The organism is Mucilaginibacter sp. Mucisp86, assembly GCF_047324315.1.
Lineage (GTDB): Bacteria > Bacteroidota > Bacteroidia > Sphingobacteriales > Sphingobacteriaceae > Mucilaginibacter.
Genome location: NZ_CP168503.1, coordinates 3,409,485 through 3,427,955, shown reverse-complemented (window position 1 = coordinate 3,427,955; position 18,471 = coordinate 3,409,485). Strand labels below are relative to the sequence as shown.

At 42.8% G+C, this 18,471-nt stretch carries 11 protein-coding genes; 3 read left to right on the top strand and 8 right to left on the bottom strand.

Annotated elements, in window-relative coordinates; all coding sequences use genetic code 11:
* Positions 1–4 precede the first annotated feature (4 nt).
* Both ACEN9X_RS14565 and ACEN9X_RS14560 read left to right on the top strand, forming a co-directional pair.
* Positions 5–1,420: a lactate utilization protein B gene (locus tag ACEN9X_RS14565; protein ID WP_413671039.1), complete on the top strand. Its 1,416-nt coding sequence runs from the start codon at positions 5–7 to the stop codon at positions 1,418–1,420.
* A gap of 69 nt (positions 1,421–1,489) precedes the next feature.
* Positions 1,490–2,077, top strand: a complete 588-nt coding sequence (locus ACEN9X_RS14560; protein ID WP_413671038.1) for a LutC/YkgG family protein — start codon at positions 1,490–1,492, stop codon at positions 2,075–2,077.
* Between the two features lie 82 nt (positions 2,078–2,159).
* Here the strand turns inward: ACEN9X_RS14560 and ACEN9X_RS14555 are convergent, their stop codons facing one another.
* The 6 genes from ACEN9X_RS14555 to ACEN9X_RS14530 form a co-directional block, all read right to left on the bottom strand.
* On the bottom strand, positions 2,160–4,676 hold the full coding sequence (locus ACEN9X_RS14555; RefSeq protein ID WP_413671037.1) for a glycosyl hydrolase family 95 catalytic domain-containing protein: 2,517 nt from the start codon (positions 4,674–4,676) through the stop codon (positions 2,160–2,162).
* A gap of 325 nt (positions 4,677–5,001) precedes the next feature.
* On the bottom strand, positions 5,002–7,506 hold the full coding sequence (locus ACEN9X_RS14550; protein WP_413671036.1) for a glycoside hydrolase family 31 protein: 2,505 nt from the start codon (positions 7,504–7,506) through the stop codon (positions 5,002–5,004).
* 85 nt (positions 7,507–7,591) lie between these two features.
* Entirely contained in the window at positions 7,592–8,614 is a 1,023-nt protein-coding gene (locus ACEN9X_RS14545; protein WP_413671035.1) for a glycoside hydrolase family 43 protein, read from the bottom strand.
* A 229-nt stretch (positions 8,615–8,843) separates the two neighbouring features.
* Positions 8,844–10,298 carry a RagB/SusD family nutrient uptake outer membrane protein gene (locus ACEN9X_RS14540; protein ID WP_413671034.1) on the bottom strand — a complete coding sequence of 485 codons (1,455 nt, stop codon included), beginning with the start codon at positions 10,296–10,298 and terminating at the stop codon, positions 8,844–8,846.
* 12 nt (positions 10,299–10,310) lie between these two features.
* Complete coding sequence (locus ACEN9X_RS14535) at positions 10,311–13,394, bottom strand: SusC/RagA family TonB-linked outer membrane protein (RefSeq protein WP_413671033.1); 3,084 nt, start codon at positions 13,392–13,394, stop codon at positions 10,311–10,313.
* A gap of 1,339 nt (positions 13,395–14,733) precedes the next feature.
* Positions 14,734–16,416, bottom strand: coding sequence for a right-handed parallel beta-helix repeat-containing protein (locus ACEN9X_RS14530; RefSeq protein ID WP_413671032.1), 1,683 nt, complete (start codon positions 16,414–16,416; stop codon positions 14,734–14,736).
* A gap of 601 nt (positions 16,417–17,017) precedes the next feature.
* Between ACEN9X_RS14530 and ACEN9X_RS14525 the strand changes: the two genes are divergently transcribed.
* Positions 17,018–17,440, top strand: a complete 423-nt coding sequence (locus tag ACEN9X_RS14525; RefSeq protein WP_413671031.1) for an Arm DNA-binding domain-containing protein — start codon at positions 17,018–17,020, stop codon at positions 17,438–17,440.
* On the opposite strand, the gene ACEN9X_RS14520 is transcribed toward ACEN9X_RS14525, so the two are convergent.
* Entirely contained in the window at positions 17,405–18,193 is a 789-nt protein-coding gene (locus ACEN9X_RS14520; protein ID WP_413671030.1) for a Ku protein, read from the bottom strand. The two genes, ACEN9X_RS14525 and ACEN9X_RS14520, sit on opposite strands and share 36 nt — an antisense overlap.
* Positions 18,190–18,468: a hypothetical protein gene (locus ACEN9X_RS14515; RefSeq protein WP_413671029.1), complete on the bottom strand. Its 279-nt coding sequence runs from the start codon at positions 18,466–18,468 to the stop codon at positions 18,190–18,192. The genes ACEN9X_RS14520 and ACEN9X_RS14515 overlap by 4 nt, the downstream gene beginning before the upstream one ends.
* Between the last annotated feature and the right edge of the window lie 3 nt (positions 18,469–18,471).

The following is an 18,471-nucleotide window of genomic DNA, read 5'->3' as shown; positions in this document are numbered from 1 at the left end:
AAAAATGGACGAGGTAAAAACAAAAGCTAATCAAAAGCACCCCCTTCAGGGGGCTGGGGGGCGCGATCACGCCGAACTGGCCGATATATTTAACCGCAACGAGAAGCGCGTCGACTGGCACGATGAAACCCTGTGGTGGATCCGTACCAAACGCGACCGTAATGTGCACCAGATCCCCGAGTGGGAGCAGCTGCGCGAGGCGGCATCGCAGATCAAGTTCAACGTGCTCTCGAACATGAGCACCTACCTCGAGCAATTCGAGAAGAATGCCATCGCCAACGGCGTAACGGTTCACTGGGCGAAGGATGCGAAAGAACATAACGAAATAGTACACGGCTTGCTTAAAAAGCACGAGGTGACCCGCATGGTAAAAAGCAAATCCATGCTCACCGAAGAGTGCCACCTCAATGATTACCTGGCCGAGCACGGCATCGAAGTGATCGACTCGGATTTGGGTGAGCGCATCGTTCAGCTGGCTAAAGAACCACCGAGCCATATCGTACTTCCCTGTATCCATAAAAAGAAAGAAGAGATTGGCGACCTGTTTCACATGCACCTCGGTACACCGTCAAACATGGCCGATCCGCAGTTTTTGACTGAAGCCGCACGCCAGCACCTTCGCGAAATATTCCTGACAAGAAGAGCCGCCTTAACCGGCGTGAACTTCGCGGTAGCGGAAACCGGCGAATTTGTGGTTTGTACCAACGAGGGTAACGCCGATATGGGTGCTCACCTGGCCGATGTGCACATTGCGAGCATGGGCATGGAAAAACTGGTCCCTAAGCGCGAGCACCTGGGTATCTTCCTGAGACTGTTAACCCGCAGCGCCACCGGTCAGCCCATCACCACCTACAGCAGCCATTTTAAAAAGCCGCGTCCCGGTAAAGAGATGCATATTGTGATTGTGGATAATGGTCGCAGTGTACAGCTAGGCCGCGAAGACTTCCGCAATTCGCTGAAGTGTATCCGTTGCGGCGCTTGTATGAACACCTGCCCGGTTTATCGCCGAAGTGGCGGACATAGCTATCACAATGCCGTTGCCGGGCCGATCGGTTCTATCCTGGCACCAAACCTCGACATGCGTCAGTACGCTGACCTCCCCTTTGCGTCGACATTGTGCGGATCATGCTCCAACGTGTGCCCCGTGAAGATCGACATCCACGACCAGCTTTATAAATGGCGGCAGGTACTGGTGAAAGAGGGCTACGCGCCGGCCGGTAAAAAGATCGCCATGCAGGTGATGGCCAAAACGCTGTCTTCACCAACGCTGTATCATGTAGCCGGCAAAGCAGGCCGTTTAACGTTGAAGTTTGCCCCGTTTGCGGTAAACAACAAGCTGAACGCCTGGTACAAGCATAGGGATATGCCCAAACCACCGGAGCAGTCCTTTGGTGAGTGGTATAAGAAGAACCGTAGTTAGTAGCAGTTGCAGTTTGCGGTCAGCAGTCACAGGAAAAAGTAACTCAATAACAAATAACTTAATAACCAAGTGAGTAGAGAAAGCATCCTTTCAGCCGTCGACAAAAACCAGCCGTATAACGTTCCGCTGCCGGATATCAGCTTTTTCAAGAGTCTGGATAAAGACGGCTCGCTGGAGAAATTTACCGAGGTGCTTAGCGCCATCGGGGGGCAGGTGGTGCAGGTGAAAAGCTACGAAGAGATCGAGCAGTACATCGCTTCACAATTTGATCAATCGGCTCGTATTATTACCCCTGTAAAGGAACTGCAAACGCTGTTTGCCGAAGACAAACTGAACGTAGCCAGCATCCATGATTACCATGATGTAGCCTTAACCGTTATCCAGGGGCATATCGGCGTTGCCGAGAACGGCGCTATCTGGGTTACCGAAGAACAGCTTGGCCACCGGGTATTGCCTTTTATTGCCGAGAAAGTCGCGATCATCATCAAAGCCGAAGATATCCTGCCCACTATGCACCTCGCTTACGAAAAGATCGCCGATGCCGATTATGGCTTCGGTGCTTTCATCGCCGGTCCGTCTAAAACGGCCGACATCGAGCAGTCGCTGGTCATCGGCGCGCACGGGCCTAAGAGCATGACGGCACTTGTAATCGTATAACATTTCAAACTATAACACACGTTTTTATTTGCCTGTTGCTATCGCACTAGCATTAGAGGCGCCGCCCGTAATAATGTCTACTCTAGAAATTTTGGTGGATAGCAGACGGCTCTATCTGATAGATTATACCTTTACGTGCAAAGAATGACAGCTGATAACCTCCATTTACCTTTAAACACTGTCCTTTCACTCCAGCAACTTTTACGGCTTTAGTGTACTTGATTACACACGTTTTGTTACTTAGAGACTTGATTTGAGCAACTGCCAACTGACCTTTGCGCCAAGTAATATTGACTTCAAATCCTCCCCTTGCACGTAAGCCATGTATCTCTCCACTTTTCCAGGCATCAGGTAATGCAGGCAATAAGTTAACGAAACCCTGTTGGCTTTGCAATAGCATTTCGGCCATTCCGGCAACGCCGGCGAAATTTCCGTCAATCTGAAAAGGCGGATGTGCATCAAACAAATTAGGGTAGGTGCCTCCGCTATTATGCATTTCAATAGATTTTGCATCTGTATACTGCAATAATTGACGAATAAGGTAATATGCGTGATTTCCGTCGCCCAACCGCGCCCACCAGTTAATCTTCCAACCTCGGCTCCATCCTGTTCCACCGTCACCCCGGATTTCTAGTGTTTTTTTTGCTGCCGAAAAAAAATTCTGTGTCGAACTTGTTATTTGATTACCTGGATACAGTCCAAAAAGGTGTGAAACATGCCGATGCTGAGAATCAGTCTCATCAAACTCTTTATACCACTCAAGCAATTGTCCGTTGCTGCCAATAGCCATAGGAAATAACTTTGAACGTTTTGCTAATACAGAATCTTGGAAAGCGTAATCCGTTCTCAGTTCTCTCGCTGCAGATGCAACATTCGTAAACAAATCCCAAATGATAGACATGTCCATCGTCGCTGCAACAGAAACCCCCTGGGGTTTTCCTTCATGATCTTTAAACTTATTCTCAGGCGAGGATGATGGAGCTGTTACCCAATAACCATTCTGGTCTTTGACGAGCCAGTCCATCATAAACAAAGCCGCCCCTTTCATAATGGCGTACGCTGTGTCTGCAAGAAACTTTTTGTCTTGTGTAAATTGGTAATGCTCCCACAAATGCCTGCAAAGCCATGCTCCCCCCATTGGCCAATTCGCATAAACCGGATCGCCATTGCCGAAATCACCAACCGGGTTCGATACAGCCCATAAATCGGAATTATGGTGAGCAACCCAGCCCCGCGCATTATAAAACTCTTTCGCCGTTCGGGCACCAGTTATTGATAGACCCTTTAAAAAGTTAAGCAACGGGAGATGCATCTCTGAGAGATTGGTAATTTCCGCAGGCCAATAATTCATTTCCGTATTGATATTAATAGTATAATTTGAACTCCAGGGCGGTCTTAATTCGTTGTTCCATATACCTTGCAGATTTGCGGGTGGACCTCCTGGTCGGCTACAGGAAATCAGCAAATAGCGTCCAAATTGGAAGTAAAGCGTTTCAAACGATGGATCGTAAGCTCCTTTTGAATACTTTTTGAGGCGTTCATCTGTGGGCAACACATCCTGACGGTTTAGGTGCCCCAAGCTATCGTTAATATTTAATGAAACACGGTTAAAATATTTTTTATAGTCAGCAACGTGTTCTTCTTTAAGGATGGGATAACTTTTCTTTAAGGCATTCATTAACAACCGCCCTGTGACTTTCTTTTCATCCTTGCCGTCCGAATCTGGACATTTATCAAATCCGTTAAAACTCGTGGCGGCAGAAAGATAAAGAACTGCCTCATTTGCACCGGATACATGAATCCCTAAACTGTCTGCCGTAACCTTCCCACCTTTAACACGAATTTTCATTCGAACCTGGAAACGCATTCCATTACAACCTGCGCTGTCATTATAAATAATATGTTGCCTGCCTTCCGGATTATAATAATCTGGGTCAATGTGGGAAGGTGCCTTTCCATCCATTGTGATTTCATCTCCGGCAATTACTTCTACAGAAAAGTGTAGCTGACTTTTGAGAGATGCCAGGAAATCGATCGCACCCGCTTTACTGCCTGTGATTTTCACAATTAACACATTGGCTGGGGCAGAGGTAAAAATTTCGCGAGTAAAAGTAATTCCAGACACTGTAAAGCGTGTTGTTGCCAAAGCATTGGAAATATTCAGGCCGCGGTAATAATTGTCAATTTTCCCCTTGGGGAGTGTATGTTTGAGCAAGAGGTCACCTAGAGGAAGATATGACTCTGTAAAATATCCCTGCATATTTTTCGTCAGTAGCCCTGCTTTCGAAAAATCTGAGTCCTGCAATAATGCTTTACGTATAGCCGGCAAATAGGAAGCAGCATTGGGGTTGATAACCTTTTTAACGGGACCACCACCATATAATGTACTTTCGTTCAACTGCAATAAATCTTCATCAACTCCTCCAAATATCATAGCTCCAATTTTTCCGTTACCAATTGGTAGCGCCTCTACCCAACGTTTCGCTGGCTTGTTGTACCAGATTTTTTTTGCATTTTCCTGTGCTGAAACATGCAAACTCCACAAGAAACTAAACCACATAAGGGCGACGGCTATATAATTTGGCCTTTTACTTATCATATAATACAAGCTTATTTTGACTCTTTAATTGGTTTATATATTTCCTTTTGAATTTATACTTTAGAAGGTCGCCATTACTTTAAATCTTACAGGCATTATTACCGAAGTAAGTCGAACGTCGCGCGCAGTAGGTAGGCTTCTAGGCTGGATGTTTAACGTTTGTTAAATGCCCTCTCAATCACTAATGAACATCCCCTCATTCCTGACCCTTTGCCCTCAACACCAAGCGAAACACCATTCAATATCTGTAGAATTTCATACTTGCACCCTGACAGTACCTATATGATGACAATAACAACGCACTAGAACAACTGCCTGCTACGATCTATTTTGGGGAACTAAAACGAATCTTTAGCTGCCGACCATTATATGAAATAGTTTTTATTGCTATATTATATTTTGCATGACCATTGGAATCCGGACTGATATAAATAAGTTTGAATTTCCGTTTCTTAACCAGTCCATTGAAGGTACCATGCCGATTACCAATAGTCAGCAACTGTTTTTTGTCATTCCAGTTAATAGTAAATTTAGCGTACCGGTTCCTTTTATACTCATAACTGGTACCGTCGTCTTCGTAATAATCAAACTTACCGTTCTGGCCGGCATAGATACGGAGTTCAACGGCTGAGTTTACTGGCTCTGTAGCATAAGTAATGACAGGCCCTACAGGAATAATTGAACCAGCTTTTACGAAAACCGGAATATGGCTGATGGGAGCATCGGAAATTATTGTTCGGCCCCCTTCTATAAATTCATTGGTCCAGAAATCAACCCACTTTGTTTTTGCAGGTAAGTATACACTTCTTGTATGGGGTTTGTTCAGTACTGTGTTCTGTGGACCAAAATACATTGGATTGGTAACCGGACAGACCAAGAAAGAAGGACCGAACATAAATTCATCTTTAATATTATAGACCGTAGTATCCTGTCTGAAATCGAAGACTAAGGGGCGGGTCATTGTATAATCATCGAACGTAACGGAAGCAGCAGTTGAATAGATATAGGGCATAAGTTGATAGCGGAGATCTATTTGTTTGAGAATAGCGTCATAAAACATTTCTCCCGGCTTCCCAAACTGCCATGGCTCTCTGGCAAAATCTGTTCCATGGCTCCTGAAGAGTGGCAGCCATCCTGCAAATTGCAAATTACGTACATAAAACTCACGATAACCTGAATCAGCGGTGCCATTTTCAAATTCTCCCTTCCAGAACCATTGTTCACGGGCTTTTACAAAAAAAGCGCCTGCATCAATTGTCCAATACGGCGAACCGGTGGCCATATAATTTAGTCCGGCCGGAATCCAATTTTTAAAATCGCTCCACGTAGCTTTAATGTCGCCGTTCCATACCATGGTGCCGTATCGTTGTTGTCCGGCGTAAGAAGCCCTGGTGAGAATAAATACGCGGTTATTGTTACCTGACTTCCGTTGGTTTTCATAAATCCCCATAGTATGGTGTAATGAGTACAGGTTCACATTCATCTGCCCAAGCAGATCGCTCATTACAGCAACATTTTTTTCAAAGCGGGCAACAGGGTCATGAGCAATGCTGTTAGCTTCTTGATTCCAGTCAAATTCTACCGGCTCTGACGAGTCACACCACCAGGCATCAACTCCCTTACTGTACAGTTCCTTTCCAACATAGGAGCTCCAGTACATGGCTCTTGCAGCCGGGTTAAGGGCATTGTAAATATTTCTTCCAAGAACAAATCCGGATTTGCTCATTTCTGTTTGCTCATTTGCAGCAACATTTGGCCAGATAGAGAGCATGAAGTGCGCGTTTTTTTTATGAACCTCTTCAATCATTTGTTTCGGGTTGGGAAATTTAACTGAGTCAAATTTTTTAAACCCCCATAAGCCGTCTTTCCAATATTGCCAGTCCTGTACGATAACATCTATAGGAATATGGCTCGACCTGAAACGGGATAACACACTATCAATATCGTGTTGATTTACATATCTTTCCTTGGACTGGACATAACCAAATGCGTATTTTGGGGGAAGTTCGACCTTGCCGGTTAAAGTACGGAATTGGCGCACCGTCTGATCCATTTCCGGCCCATACATAAAATAATAGTCCAACTGGTTGACAGCTTCCATTTCCATATAACTACCCTCAGTATCATCATGAAAAACCATGGCGCAACCAGCATCGAAAAGAAGCCCGTAACCTTTGGAAGACATGAGTACCGGAATGCTTTTCTTTAAATTATGCTCATATAAAAACTGTTTCGTCCCCCGGAGATTCATATAATCTTCTTGGTGCGAGCCTAAGCCGTAAAGCGCCTCATCTGCCTGCCAAGCAAATTGCTGTCGAACTTTCCAGGCCTCGCCAACTTTAACCTGGCCAGCAATATTAGCTGAAAGCTGCTCTCCGTTAGCCGTTTTTTCTATCTTCGCACCCGAATCATTGTAAGTGGCTTTATTTAAATATACATTTTCGGATTGTCTGGGCTGAGCTGCGTTTTCCGCCAAAAGCAAATGTCCGGAAAGGTCAAAATACCTGATGCTGCCTGAATTCCTTTGAACTTCAACGTAAATTTTGGCCGATCTGAGGATAATCTTTCGATCTGTTAGGGTAACTAGGCACTTTACTTTGTTTTGTTTACGGGGCAAACATACATAAGTATTATTTTCTTTAAAATCTCCGTCTGGAACGTATCTGACCCTTACTATGGTCGGGTTAACAAATTCAACCAACAATTTTTGCTTTCCGTTTTTTAGTAATATGCCATTTGCCAGCTTAGTTGCTTGAGCAAAAGCTGAAATCGGCAAGCAGAAGGCTATAATTATATAGTAATTAATAAGTCTCTTTTGTAATTTTCTCATTGTGCTAATTCGCTTCAATTATTCTTAGTGTAAAAAGATTACGCCAACGCTAATACTCTCGTAATTAAATTTAAATTGAAAAGATTCAATAAAAGGCCACATCTTGCCACACGATTTTAAGTCTATCTTCTTCCACGGTCATGGGAAGCCAAACGTAACCCGAGTTCTCCAAGTCTTTCATATTCCAGCGATCTGCCATAAATAGAAATTGTCCATTGGTCAATGGTAAAGCAAATGTACCCTGAGAGTTATAAGTTGTTTCTGACATGCTTCCGGTGCAGGGATTTCCAACAACCTTCCAGTTGCCCAAGGGTTTGTCGGCCACTGCATACATTGCCTCGTTCGGTGACCAACCTGTGGTTTTCGATGTAATGAGGAAATATTTTTTATTATTCCTGATTATTACGGGCGCTTCCCTGCTTTGCCACACGAGCATCCTTTTTTCATTTTTTGTAACGGAGAGGTAATCACTGCTCAATTTGCAAATATGCATAATGGCGTTTCCTTCAGAACTATAGATAAGATAACCGGAATTATCAAGATCCTTAAATACCGTCATATCCCGGGACTCATTCCCGTTGGGCCGGAAGCTGCCCAAAAAACGGAATGGTCCTTGGGGGCTGTCACTTATAGCAACTCCAACGCGTGCGTAGGCATAATCCTCTTTATCGATATGCATCCACATAACAAACTTTTTCGTCTTCTCGTTAAAGATAACCTTTGGTCGTTCGATTACTCTCGATACATGAAGATCGCTGGACGTGTCTTTAGTATTCGGCAACAAAGCCACGCCTTCGTATTTCCAATGCTTCAAATCGAATGAAGAATAGCAAGAAACCCCGCCCGCAGGAACCCTATAGGCATCCCAGATTTGACCGGGGACCAACGTTGTTTGACCTTTTTTAATTTCACCGTATAGGTAATATTTATCTTTATAGTATAGTACGCCAGCTCCATGGGCGTTTATAGGATTACCTTGCGAATCTTTCCATCGCTGACCCTGGAAAAATCCGCTGTCTACTTTACTTTGAGCCCGACTTTCCGGAGTCCAAAGTATAAAGAACCCCAAAAAATAGATTATATAGGCAACGATTGCTTTAATGGCCATGTAACTGTTTCAAATTGTAAACTTTTGATGCTTTCATCTGTCTCTTCTCCACTTTTAAATATGAGGAATGACAATTATTAATATAGATACACCACATTGCTATCTATTCTGCTTTTGCAGAAGTTGATAAAGTCAATTAGCAGTAAATCGAATATGTAAATGACATGGAATTTGAGGGGCAAAACTTTTTGCCCCTCAAATTCAAACATGCGGATCTTCTTTGCAAAGATTAATGTAAGTTCGGATTAAGTTGAACTTCTGTTGTAGGAATTGGAAATGTATATTTTGGCGGTCCAATGATTGGGATTTCGGCCGGATCTCTCTCAGCAATCACTTGAGGAAGCATTTGCAGGCGAACAATGTCGAACCACCGGCAATATTCTCCGGCAAACTCCCAGCTTCTTTCAGCGATAGTTGCGGCTATAAAATCGGTACTAGACAAGCCGGACAAGTCTGGTAACCCCGCGCGCTTGCGTATAGCATTAATACTGGCATAGGCCTGGCTATTAACACTTGACTCGCTCCTGGCCTGTGATTCCGCATATATTAACAAAACTTGAGCATACCGCAGTAATGGGGTCGTTGCACTAGTTTGCCATGTCAGCTCGTCGTTTGGAAGCCTAAATTTGGCATAATATGGATGCTTGGTGGATCCGTTTTGCCATGCTCTCGTAGTGCCATCGGGCAAATGAAAGGTGGTATGGAAAGTGAGATTTTTGCGCACTCCCGCAGGGAACTTATTGAAAAAGGTCAACTCAGAAAAGAAATCATCCCAGCCGCCTTCATCTGACGGCATGGCTGAATTGCCGAAGGTTGAGTTGGCGTGGCTCCAATCACATGAACCGCAAGCATGAAGGGTAAATACCTCTTCTGCGGTGGGCGTGCCGGTAGAAAGATTGGTCCAAAGGGTTTGCAAATTCGGCTCAAGGTCAAAACCATAGACACTTTTATTATCAATAACCTCTTTTGCAGTCTGGGCAGCCAATGCATATTTTGCATTGTTATTAATTGGCCAGCCACCCTCGGTCATGTATACATCAGCCAACAGTGCAAGTGCTCCACCCTTTGACGCTCTGCCTGGTTCCAGGGGGCGGTTTGCCATCATATTTTTTGCAGTATTCAAATCACTTTCGATCAGACTGTAAACATCTACAGGGGCGCTTGGCTTTACACTTAAAGTCGAAGATGAGTAATTTGCAGTCGTTAGTATCGGAATGCTACCCCAAAGCCTAACCAGCCAGTAATAATTAAAAGCACGAATAAAATAAGCCTCTCCGGCGATTTGCTTAATGGTCGCCGCGTCGCCTTGCGTGCTTGAATAATTGGCGATGATATTATTTGCGCTTTGGATCGCTTTGTAAGCGCCGCTCCAGATCGCGTACATAGAGCCATTGGTACCATCTACATTGAATTGGTCAAATTGCCTGAAACCCGCCTTGTTACTTGCTGGGTGGGTTGTGAGGTCATCCGATCCCATGCAAACCGCACTAACAGACGAAAAGGTATAACCCATAGCAAAATTTGATTGCATGGGCCGGTAAGTTCCGGAAAGTGCAGCCTTCAATCCGTCTATTGTCGATAATGCGGAAGCTCCGGCAACCTGTCCACGGGGATCTTCTTTTAATGCTTTTTTACAACTGATTAAAATAGGCAAAGTGAGCAAAAATATTATGATTCTTTTCATGTCTCTTGTTGTTTAAAATTTCAAATTAAAGCCAGCTGTTACAAACTTTGAGTTCGGGTAACTTCCATAGTCTATACTTCGAGTTACATCACTGCCTGAACTAGCGTTGGATGATTCCGGATCTATACCTTTATATTTTGTTATCGTAAGTAGATTCACAGCCCCCACGAATACTTTTAAACTTGCATTTTTAATGGTATTTTTAGGGAAAGTGTAGGATAAATTGATATTTTTTACTCTCACAAAATTGCCGTTTTCCAAAAACCTCGTCGACTCAAATAGGTTATTGTTTGTTGTACTAAACGCGGGGATATCCGACGACTCGTTTACTCGCGGTATATAACGTTTTAAGATATCGGGATTTGTAGCTTGACGGGCGTCGGCATTAGCAGTAATTGAAGCTGCATAACTGTAGTCAAGTTTCTTAAACCCTAAAAGAGACTGTATAAAAATATTCAAGTTAATATTCTTATACGAAAAAGTGTTGTTCCAGCCCAACGATTGTTTCGGCAGACCGTTTCCTATGGGTGAATAAGTTGGATTCGTACTACCCGGTGCGGTGACATATCTTGAATCTCCCGGCTTAGCCCCAAATTTTGCAGCTTCCGCTGCCTGATCTGGCTTCCAGGTTCCTAAATAGGTTACACCCCAATACTCACCCAATGGATAACCTGGCTTCACTACGAATTCGGGTTGAGGAGACAAACCAGATCCTACATTACCTCCGGGAAAGATTTGGGTCTGAGTGCCAATGTTTTCCACTCTATTCTTTATAAAAGAAATGTTAAATATGCTTGTCCAGGAAAAATTCGAGGTCCTAACAGGCACGGCGTTAAGACTAAGGTCGACACCGGTATTTTTAACGCTTCCAATATTGCTGATAATAGTACCGCCGCCAGCATATGCTGGTAAAGGCAGGGCCAACAAAAGATTTGTTGTGTTTTTGATATAATAGTCGGCACTTACGGCTATTCTGCCATCTAATACGCCTGCGTCTAAGCCGATGTCTTTTTGATCAGTTGTTTCCCATTTTAAATTGGCGTTTGCTGCGTTTCCAATAATGATTCCGGGCGTCACCACTGAATTGTTGAAACTGGTACCTGCACTATAATTATCGCTCAGATAAGTAGATAGCGTAGCGTACGGTGAAATAGCCTGGCTCCCCGTGATACCCCAGCTGCCGCGTAGTTTCAGTTCGCTGAACAGATTCATTTTCTTTATGAAGTCTTCGTTAGATAGTTTCCATCCAACGGCTACAGATGGAAATATACTCTCCTGGTTATTACCCTGGAATTTAGATGAACCATCTCGTCTAACAGAGGCGGTGAGCAAATATTTATCGAGGAAAGAATAATTTACACGAGCGATCTGGGAAAGAATGGTTGATTGCTGGTAATTAGCATTCGTAGCAAAACTGGATGCCAGCGAAAGGTTGTAATAGGTCAAGTTTGGAAACGTCAGTCCGCTCGCCGAAGCATTAAAACCATTAGCGGTCGTGCGTTGTGCTTCAAATACACCAATGAAATCTACATGGTGTCCGTGCGGAAAGTCATGTTTGTAATTCAATGTCGTTGTCGATTGCAGGTTTATGTTTTCGACAGCTTGTCGCCCCGCTGTCGCAATGCCGTTACCAACAGATTGTCCCACATAGTTTTCGTTTTGATAGTTCAAATAATCAACTCCACCCAATTCTTCCAACGAAAGATCCTTCAGGAAATGGTATTTTACTCCTACCAATATATTTCCGTGTGTATTTAGATCGTAGTTGGTCTGATCATATGCCAGGGCAAGAGGGTTTGAAAAAATCGACCCCACCGGGTCAGCTATCGTAAATTTACCAGAGGCATCTCTGGCTGGAGTAGTCGGCGCCCAGGCTAAAGCTTGCTGTTCTGGCGATTGTTTTCCCGAAAAAGTATTCGTGTTCAGGTTTTCACGGCGGTCTCCTGTAACATAAAGGCGAACCGTTAATTTATCCGATATGTTGCTGGTAATGTTTGATCTGATTCCATATTTCTTATAACCGGAATTGACAATTGTACCATCCTGATCTAAGTAATTAGCTGAAATGAAATACGAGGTTGCCGCATTGCCGCCTGTAAGCGACAGATCGTATTGCTGACCGAATGCCCTTCGGTAAATCATGTTCTGCCAATTGGTACCCCCGTTAGCCTTAAAATTATTAAGCTGGTCTGCAGTGAAGGTCGGGTTCACATTTGTGGCAGCGTCCCTTTCGTTAACTACATTTGCAAAATCATAAGCATTTAACGCGGGCATTTTCTTAATGACCTGGGCGCTGTATAAAGAGGAATTGATAGAAATCTGCACCTTGTTCGCGGTGCCTTTCTTTGTAGTAACCAAAACAACACCGTTGGCGCCGCGGCTGCCATATAAAGCTGTGCCAGAAGCATCTTTCAGAACCTCGATTGATTCAATATCTGACGGATTCAATGTATTAAAATCAGCACCTACGTAACCATCAATCACATACAAGGGGTTGTTATTCCCCAAAATCGAGTTGGACCCTCGAATTCGAATGGTAACATCGCCTCCGGGCGCTCCGGAATTGTTAGATACTTCAACACCAGATACCCGGCCCTGCAGAACCTGGTCGAGGCGGTTAACAGGCTGATTTTTGTAATCATTAGGGCTAACACTAGAAACTGATCCAGTTATGTCGCCTTTCTTTTGGGTTCCATAACCAATAACAACAACATCGTTCAGGTTTCTTATATCTGGGCTTAAGGTCAAACTGACAGTGGTCTTTCCCTTCACTTCAACCTCTTTTTTCAAGTAACCAATAAACGAAAATACAAGAACGGAATTAGCGGGAGCCTTGATTGTATATCGACCATGATTGTCTGTTTGCGTTCCGATTTGTGTTCCTTTAACAGTGACCGACACGCCTGGCAACGTTTGTCCGTTTTCGTCACTTACAGATCCTGTAACACCTGCAGATTGTGCCAATGTTAATTGCGATGTTAGGCCTAATAGAATAATTAACGACAGGAAAGTGCCGATAACCTTTCCCATCTTCAATTTAATGAACTTCGAGCCCACTGGAGGCCCATCCTCAAATGCGTGTAATTGTTTTCTCATAAAAATTAAAATTGGTTTAATAAATAGCTAAATCTTTCGATCGCGTGTATGCATTTTCACAATGTTTCTTGGAAAACGCATAGGCAAAATGACATAAAAACAAATCATCGGACTTGCCTTAACGTTCAAAATTGGTGCTCTATAGTACTTTTTTGCGCCTTATGCGGCAAATATGGTGAAAATGAAAGCGTCAATTTTTCGATAGGCTTATTGTAATTTGGAAAAAATTCTCAAAAAGGTCAAAATGGATTTTGAAGCAAACTTATACTTTGAAGACCCAATTGCCCGGGGGGGGGGTATCATTGCGCGAATTATTGATAGGTATCGGTAATTGCGAATCAGCCCCGACTTATAGAAATACTCCTGCGATCTATTGCTAATGTTTACAAAGATTAAAAGTTAGCCCTTTCCATCATCTATAGCTTGTGTTATCATGTTACCTTGGATGTTGAATCAGTAAGTTAAATTTTCTCGGATAAAATTATATAGCTTTTACTGTTATCGATTGATTCTTCAAATGGGTCGATCTCTATATAAATATATCGTCATAATCAAGTTGTGAGGCTTAAAACGTCTCCAACATGCTACTTTTCCCGGATTAGGATGAGATAATAAGTACAATGTTATATCTACTTCTCGTTTTTAATCGTACAATCCCTAATCTAATTAATTAACTTTGTTTAATCCACGATACTTGTCTATCCTAATTTAATTTGTGAAAAGCTTTACATAATTATATTGTACAATCAGTGATTGGCTTTTCCATAAAATCTTTTTGGAAGGATATATCACCTGTTTAATAAATCTTTGAAGGGACAACTAAAAATAAGGTTGATGAGATTTTGAAAATTAAGAAATATTCGAAAATATCCTCGGAATCTTCTCACCAAAATTTAGGCATCGTTGGTTCTTTATTTACTATATCCAAAGCTTAATTTTAGAATTATCGTTCTTCTTGAAAAATGCCTAGTAATAACGGGGGCAATTGCTAGTAGGCCTAGTCGCCTGATCGCTTTAATGACTACGGTCGGTTACAATTAAAAATTGTAAAAGCATTTTAAGTTGTTAACAGGGGTTTGGATAAGGAGAAAAATCGGGCATGTCTGACGTCGATCTTTAAAATAGAACATCGTACCCGCTGATGGGTGAATGTTTAAGAGATAATTACAATAAGAAAAATAGATAAAAGTATTTTCAGGATAATTCCTTATCCCAAAAAAATTTTTGATTTAGCGCAACAACATCTATACTAACAGCACGCGACTGGACGAATATATTATTGTTCAGTCACATGCTGTTTACTTAAAGCAAGTGCAAATTATCCGAGAAGCCTATGTTACTAATTGCAGGCCCCTATGTTATATTTACCACCTGAATAAGGGATGCTAGTTCCATTAAAATCTGTGTTACCTACACTGATTCCCCAACTTGTTAGATTAAAGCCATTGCTAGCCATTAACGATCCCGAATTTAATTTATAATTCGTCAATGTATTTGGATTTTGAGTACCCACAGTACCTGCATTTCCAGGGTTATTTAAGGAAGGATTGACGGCATAGCCGTAAATATTCCCGTTCCATGATTCACTCCATCCAGATGCCTGAAAGCTTGAAAGAGAAGTGTAGACAGTCCCGTTAAAGTTTATTCTAAATGGACCTACTGAATTATAATACTCATTGTTCAGGAACCAGGCTGTGTTGGTCGATGTCCAAACAATATCTGCTCCGTTATTAGCGCAATAGAATATATTATTATAACAATAGTTTGCCGAGCCGTCGTAGATTTTGACGCAAGAGCCATTTTTGTTATATAACGTATTGTTGTAGTAAGTGTTGTCATGAGCTCCTCCTCCTTGGGTGATCGAGCCATAATAAGTAAACGACCCATCGTTCTGACTGATATTATATCTTACTGTATTGTGGGAATTGGTTCCACGAGGATCTCCAAACTCAAATACCAAAAAGCCAGCCCCTGTATTATCATGACTATAATTATATTGCAGGGTACAATAGGTAGCTCCGCCATCCAAGTCAAAACCGTCTCCATCACCGCCTGCGCCACTACCGTTGCCATATGCTTCATTATATTGGAAAGTTAGGCCAGTGCTATCCCAGCACCAGATAGCTGCTGGGCCTCCTCCAGTGCTATACCAGCCGTTATTATAGGCCACATTGTGCTCGATTATTCCGCCTCCACAGTCGGAAAAAACGATCCCGTCACCGCTATGATTATTGTAACCAGACTTTAAACCCAAGTTGTTATAAACCGTATTATAACCGGCGTAAACAGTTGTAAACGCATAGCTTGAACTTCCCGCAGCAGGAGGCCATGGACCATTGCTTTCGATTCCGCCAAGACCGTTATCATGTACATTATTATAACTGGCATTGATCGATGAATACCCGGATTGAGTTCCGTCGCCCGTATAACTATAAAAGTTAATACCAATCTTGTAAAATCCGCTGACATCGCAATGTGTTACTTTAGCATTCCCGAGCTTCGTTCCCCCGCCGAGATCATTGTAAAATAAGATACCGTAAGAGGTATTTCCTGTTTGGGTGGTCGCATTCCAGGTTCCTGTAACTACAAGGCTATCCACCCAAACGTTTGACTTGTCATAAACGTAAACCCCGCAATTGGTTCCGCCATTAATCGTAGCCCTACCTCCGCCATAACTTGCAAAACGGATGTATGCAGTACTCGACCCACTGCTTGCGGGCTGTATCATTCCAGCAAAAGTCTGCCCGCCTTTAAATAAGATTTGATCGCCCGGATTAAAAGTTTTCGAATTGACTTTAGCAATAGTTTTCCAGGGAGTAGATGTCGAGGTGCCGTTGTTAGAGTCATTCCCAGTTGGACTCACATAATAGGTCGTTCCCGAACCCGATGGCACTGCAGCCACTTTTTTTTGGGACGCGCCTGAAGGATTCGCACTTGGCGCTATTGTGTCAGTTTTTTTGCACGAAAAAGCAAATAAGCATACCAATAGCAAGCCAAAAATTTGGATCTTGAATTTTTTCATTGTAAAATTTTTTAAGTGTGTGTTATAATTTGGTTATTACAAATGGAGGTAATTTTTTTGCGTGGGATATGCTCATTCGTACATTTTTGATGCTCATAAGTACATATCGCTTCAAAATCGATTAGTAAGTCGGAACGGCTCCGAAAGTTGCTTAGCAAGTTCTACGATCTATGTTGAGAAGGAGGATAAAATCTTAAAAATCTTTTCTTATTTGACCCTAAACAGTCACATTTTCCTATATTTACTAAGTCGATAGGGCGTGTTACCCATGTAACTACCTCAAACAAGAAGATATTTACAAGTAGCTGATTTACAGATGTTTTAAGAAATAGGTTCGAGCCCAGGTGGCTCCACTAAAACGGTATCAAACACCATTAAAACCCTTCAAACGCTACGTTTGAGGGTTTTTTTGTTGGATTTTGGTGTCATTTACTCACCGTTGAACGGCCATTTTGGGGAGCATTCTGGTGAGCACCGAATTTTAAAACAATTGCTCGCCAGAATACTTGTAACTAATTGAAAAACAAGATATTAAACAAGTAAGCATCTTGTGAGAATTATGCTGTAAAGGTAAATTTGTTTAACTTTTTAACAGCTTTTTATGATCAAAAATGTGGCTGTTCTCTTTTATCTGAAAAAGAGAGCAAATTCAAAAGAAGAAAAAGTTCCGGTTTATATACGAATCACTTGCGATGGACAACGCGCCGAATTGGCGACCGGTCAAAAGATTCAGGCAAAGCTCTGGAATCCCAGTGAGGAGAGTGCTAAAGGCAAAACGGAGGCAGTTTACAAATTGAACTCGGCTGTAAATTATGTCGAACTAAAGATTAATGACACGATCCGCTACTTGAAGGACTGTGGCGAAGAGCTTACAGCGGAGAAAGTTAAAAATCGGTTCCTGGGGAAAACAGAAAAGCCCATTATGCTGATCTGTCATTACTTACTAAATCCGCGGAACGGGCTACAGCCATATCAATGCCGCTGCAACCTAAATAGCACACTTAAATTTATGCTCTTTTTTTGACTGTAAGCTGTTCAGGAGCTGATCATAAAGGTCATTGCTCTTCGACGGTTTGGGTTTCAATTTCTTGATCGTAGGTCGTTTACCCTTCGCCTTTGCCTCAATGATCTTCATCAGCTCATCATGATATTGGTCTTTATATTTGGAAAGATCGAGTGGCTCCGCATATTGGTTGATCAACGCCAAACCCATGTCCAGCTCCTTTTTGCTTACCGTGATATCTTCATCCAGTGATAATTCTTTTTGATCCCGGATCTGCTGGGCAAACCGGATACGGGTAATTACGATATTTTGTTCAACAGGATGTACAATGCAAAGGCTCTCCGTACTACGCAACACGAAACGGGCGAGGCCTGCTTTACCCGATTTCTTTAATGCCTCCAGCAATAGTGCGTAGGCTTTATTCTTCTTTGTTGCCGGCTGTGTATAATAGGAGCTTTCATAGTACATCGGGCTCACCGAATCCAGGTCGACAAAGTTTTCGATTTCGATCACTTTGCTCTTTTCCGGCGAAGCCGCCTCAAAGTCCGCGTCTTCTACGATAACGTAGTCATCGTCGTATTTATATCCTTTTACGATCTTGTCGTAAGACACTTCTTTTTTTGTGTGCTCGTTGACACGCATAAACTTGATGTTCGCGTGGTCACGGCTGTCCAGCATATCCAGGTCCAGCCTCGTTTCCTGTACGGCCGAAAAAAGTTTGATGGGTATGCTCACCAGGCCGAAGCCGATTGATCCTGTCCAGATTGATCTCATTGTTCTCGGTCTTTTAAATCCAGGTGCTTATTGCCGGAGTGCTGTAATTTCGCTTCGATCTGATCAGCCAGTAAATGAAGCAGTTCCTCCTCCAGTCCAGCGGTATTTTGGCATACATAAAGATAATTCTGAGCGTCCGGTTCAAAGCTGGCAACCAGTTTCCCGTCCTCATAAACGCGGTAACGGCAGCGGTTTTCATCATGATGCGGGTATTCCCCCACTTCGAAATGATGTACTTTCTTATCTAAAGCAATGCTGATTGGATAATTAGCCATAAA

What these genes read in the sequence shown, in the direction of transcription:
- ACEN9X_RS14565 (WP_413671039.1), top strand. Translation starts at nt 5, where the DNA reads ATGGACGAGGTAAAAACAAAAGCTAATCAAAAGCACCCCCTTCAGGGG.
- ACEN9X_RS14555 (WP_413671037.1), bottom strand. Translation starts at nt 4,676, where the DNA reads ATGATAAGTAAAAGGCCAAATTATATAGCCGTCGCCCTTATGTGGTTT.
- ACEN9X_RS14550 (WP_413671036.1), bottom strand. Translation starts at nt 7,506, where the DNA reads ATGAGAAAATTACAAAAGAGACTTATTAATTACTATATAATTATAGCC.
- ACEN9X_RS14545 (WP_413671035.1), bottom strand. Translation starts at nt 8,614, where the DNA reads ATGGCCATTAAAGCAATCGTTGCCTATATAATCTATTTTTTGGGGTTC.
- ACEN9X_RS14540 (WP_413671034.1), bottom strand. Translation starts at nt 10,298, where the DNA reads ATGAAAAGAATCATAATATTTTTGCTCACTTTGCCTATTTTAATCAGT.
- ACEN9X_RS14535 (WP_413671033.1), bottom strand. Translation starts at nt 13,394, where the DNA reads ATGAGAAAACAATTACACGCATTTGAGGATGGGCCTCCAGTGGGCTCG.
- ACEN9X_RS14530 (WP_413671032.1), bottom strand. Translation starts at nt 16,416, where the DNA reads ATGAAAAAATTCAAGATCCAAATTTTTGGCTTGCTATTGGTATGCTTA.
- ACEN9X_RS14525 (WP_413671031.1), top strand. Translation starts at nt 17,018, where the DNA reads ATGATCAAAAATGTGGCTGTTCTCTTTTATCTGAAAAAGAGAGCAAAT.
- ACEN9X_RS14520 (WP_413671030.1), bottom strand. Translation starts at nt 18,193, where the DNA reads ATGAGATCAATCTGGACAGGATCAATCGGCTTCGGCCTGGTGAGCATA.
- ACEN9X_RS14515 (WP_413671029.1), bottom strand. Translation starts at nt 18,468, where the DNA reads ATGGCTAATTATCCAATCAGCATTGCTTTAGATAAGAAAGTACATCAT.